The 3,721-nt window shown below is 58.4% G+C and carries 3 protein-coding genes and 1 pseudogene; 2 read left to right on the forward strand and 2 right to left on the reverse strand.

Annotation, left to right across the window (positions count from 1 at the left end; genetic code table 11):
- Window positions 1-125 (reverse strand): annotated as a pseudogene (locus ACZM22_RS11040) (M55 family metallopeptidase); the annotation flags it as partial.
- An 18-nt stretch (window positions 126-143) separates the two neighbouring features.
- Entirely contained in the window at window positions 144-803 is a 660-nt protein-coding gene (locus ACZM22_RS11045) for a helix-turn-helix transcriptional regulator (protein ID WP_489544106.1), read from the reverse strand.
- Between the two features lie 326 nt (window positions 804-1,129).
- Between ACZM22_RS11045 and ACZM22_RS11050 the strand changes: the two genes are divergently transcribed.
- Together ACZM22_RS11050 and ACZM22_RS11055 are read left to right on the forward strand one after the other, a co-directional pair.
- Window positions 1,130-2,557 carry a Na+/H+ antiporter NhaC family protein gene (locus ACZM22_RS11050; protein WP_489544107.1) on the forward strand — a complete coding sequence of 476 codons (1,428 nt, stop codon included), beginning with the start codon at window positions 1,130-1,132 and terminating at the stop codon, window positions 2,555-2,557.
- Window positions 2,554-3,721, forward strand: a 1,168-nt coding sequence (locus ACZM22_RS11055) for a MalY/PatB family protein (protein ID WP_489544108.1), incomplete at its 3' end; no start/stop codon positions are given. The genes ACZM22_RS11050 and ACZM22_RS11055, both read left to right, overlap by 4 nt.

A 3,721-nucleotide genomic window follows, 5' to 3' on the forward strand; every position in this document is an offset into this window, starting at 1 on the left:
ACAATATCGTGGGTGATCCCCCGAAGGAGACGGGCATCTCTGGGGAGCAGGGCGCAGTCAATGTTGCAGCCGTCTCCGTGCATATCCTCTATGACGACCTCGTCGGCTCCGCCGGAGAAAAGGCCGCGGGCCGCGGCGGAAGATCATGTTGCTTCGCTGCGGATACGCCGCAGGTAGCGGTAGACCGTGGGTTCGGAGATGTGCAGTTCCCTGGCGACCTGTCCGACGGAGCCCTTGGTCTGGAATACGCCCTGCGCTTCCAGAGAGCGGAGTATCTCCAGCTTGTCGGCGGTATGCATGGTCTCGGAGGGGATACCATAGCCGAGGATGGTGGAGTGGATCAGATTGCTGGACAGCTCCGGGATGGAATCATCCAGGTTTTCGGTATAGGCGGAGCTTTCCTCCTCTTGCGGAAGAGAAAAGGAATGGAGCAGGTTGGAAAGATGCTCCGAGAGCACCAGAATATCCTCCACATCGTGGTTCACGCAAATCAGCCCCACCAGATGGCCCTTTTCCTTAATGAAATAGGTGGAAGAAACGAAACGCTTGCCTCCCCGGGTGCGGCCCTCGTAGTTGGCCACATAGTCGTGCTCCTTATAGGCTCCGGTTCGCAGCAGTTCCTTGGCCAACTCCGTCATGGGGTCGCCCACGCGGCGGCCGCTGAGATGCTCGTTGCAGGCGGCAATCACCGAGCGCTCCGGCGTGGAAACGTCATGGAGGATGATCTCATAATTCTTTCCGCAGATCTTCCCCATAAATTCCACCAGAGGAATGTATCGCTCAAGACTGGCGTAGTTGCTCACTGTATCCCTACTTTCTCAACAATAATTCTTGCCTGATAAAAAACTGTCACATAGTGCTGCTGAAAGTCAGTATATCGAAAATGAATGGATAAATCAACACCTAATATGCCGGAAAGTTGGGGGGGTGTAACATTTTTTTGCAGGCCAAGGCGAAAATAGCCTTCGAAGCAGCGATTTAGACAAAAAATTATCAAGCTTCTTGGCACTTATGCAAGGTTGACAAGGGAGGTGTGATAAATTATAATCAGGAATGTAACAAAGTTATCAGAAGGGAGGCTCAATGTCATCCCCCACCCGCGCGTTATATTTTTAAGGAGGTATTTGTAATGGAAGCTGCAAACTACGGTATTTTGTCATTGATTCCCCTTGCGCTTACCCTGCTGCTGGCATTTTGGAAGAAGGACGCGGTCTTTGCCCTGTTCATGGGCTGTCTCTCCGGCGTTCTGCTGCTGGGGCATGACCCCGCCTTCGGCTTCTCCGCTCTGGCGGAGGAGGCTCTGGGCAACGAGGACTTCATCTGGATCCTGCTCATTCAGGTATTCATCGGCATTATGATCGCGTTCTTCATGAAGGCGGGCGTGGTCAAGGCGTTTGCGGAGATGATCGCCGGTAAGGTGAAATCCCCCCGCAGCGTAAAGCTGGCCACCTGGTTCATCGGCCTGTTCACCATCGACGACTACATGAGCCCCCTGCTGCGCGGCGTGGTCATGCGTCCCTTGACGGATGAGATGCGTGTGCCCAGAGAGAAGCTGGCCTTCATCCTCGACTCCACCTGCGCCTCCGTGTGTACCCTGATGCCCTTCATGGCATGGGGTGCCTACGTGGCCGGTCTGGTGGCGGATCTGGGCGGCCCTGTGACCTCTAACGAGCAGGGCGTGAGCGTCTACATCAGCGCCATCCCCTTTAACTTCTACGCGATTCTGATGGTGCTCATCACACTGCTCTCCGCACTGGAGATCTTCCCCGACTTCGGGCCCATGCGCAAGGCGGAGCAGCGCGCCCGCACCACCGGCAAGCTGCTGCGTGACGGCGCCGTTCCCATGATGGGCACCGAGCTGGAGGAGCTGCAGAAGGGCAACGACAGTGATGTAAAGCCCAACGTCATGCTGGACTTCCTGGTCCCCATCATGATCCTGGTAGCCACCGCCATCTGGACGTACATCGCCAAGGGCGGCGTGAAGATCCTGGAGTGCTTCATCATCACCGTGATCTATATGTCCATCGAGCTGAGCATCCGCAAGGTGTTTAAGAGCGTGACCGATCTGGTGAGTACCGCCGTGCAGGGCATGAAGAGCGTCATGTCCGCCACGCTGATCCTGGCCCTGGCCTACTGCATCAACACCATCACCAAGTCCATGGGCGCCGCCGACTTCCTGCTGGGCGTCTGCGAGAGCTGGATGACCCCCGCCCTGTTCCTGTCTGTGACCTTCATCGCGGGCGCCGTGATCTCCTTCTTCACCGGCTCCTCCTGGGGCACCTTCGCCATCTGCATTCCCATCGCTGTTCCCATGGCCTACTCCTTCACCGGCGGTCAGCTGGGTACGCTGGTCTACGCCGCTGTGGGCGCCGTTGTCAGCGGCGGTCTGTTCGGCGACCATTGCTCCCCCGTTTCCGACACCTCGGTGCTCTCCTCTCTGGGCGCCGCCTGCGACCACATTGACCACGTCCGCACCCAGCTTCCCTATGCGCTGCTGGCGGCGGCAGTGTCCATCATTCTGTGGATCGTCGTTGCACTGGTTGGTGGCGCTGCATGAGATACGATTTTGATACCCCCATCAATCGCAGAAATACCTTCTCCTTTAAGTGGGACTGCGATATGGACTATTTCGGCCGGGACGATGTGATCCCCATGTGGGTGGCGGACATGGATTTCGCCTGCGCCCCCTGCATCGTGGAGGCTGTACAGAAGCGCGCCGCCCATCCGGTTTACGGCTACGGTGTGCGCCAGCAGCCCTATTATGACGCGGTGATGGGCTGGCTGAAAAAGCGCCATGGCTTTGAGGTCAACTATGAGCATCTGGCCTTTGCGCCTCCCGGCGTGATCTACGCCATGAACGTGATGCTGCGCATCCTCACCAAGCCCGGCGACAGGGTCATGGTCCCCATGCCCAACTACGACCCGCTGTTTGACATGGTCACCCGGGGCGGCCGGAAGCTGGTAGAGACGCCGCTGGTCTGGAAGGACGGGCGCTACACCTTCGACTTCGCCGATATGGAGGCCAAGGCTGCCTCCGGCGTGAAGGTACTGGTGCTCTCCAGCCCCCACAACCCCACCGGCCGGGTATGGACCCGTCAGGAGCTGGAGGGCGTGGCGGAGATCTGTCTGCGGCACAACATCTTCATGCTGGTGGACGAGATCCACTGCGACTTCGTGCCGCCGGAGCATCCCCACACCACCTTTGGTCTGCTGGGCGAGGAGGTGCTGCGCCATTCCATGGTCTGCTACTCCTCCAACAAGGGCTTCAATCTGGGCGGACTGGGTATGGCCACCCTGGTGCTGGCGGACGACGACCTGCGGTGCAAGTTCAACGAGGAGATGTCCATTGCCCAGACGCGGCTGGACAACATCTTCGGCATGGCCGCCCTCATAGCCGCCTACAACGACGGCGAGGAGTGGCTGGATCAGGCCATCGCCTACGTCTCCGACAACAAGGCGTATCTGGATCAGTTCCTGCGGGAGCGCATTCCTCAGATCCGTATGATCCCCTCCGAGGGTACGTATCTGGTCTGGCTGGACTGCTCCCAGCTGCCCTACCGGGGCATGGCGCTGGAGCATTTCATGATCAATGAGGCCAAGGTGGCGTTCTGCGCCGGCTATGAATTCGGTAAGCAGGGAGAGGCTTTTCTGCGCATGAATGTGGCCTGTCCCCGGTGTACCCTGACAAAGGCTCTGGAGCAGATGGAAAAGGCGATCAACG

This window comes from Vescimonas sp. (genome assembly GCF_057856985.1).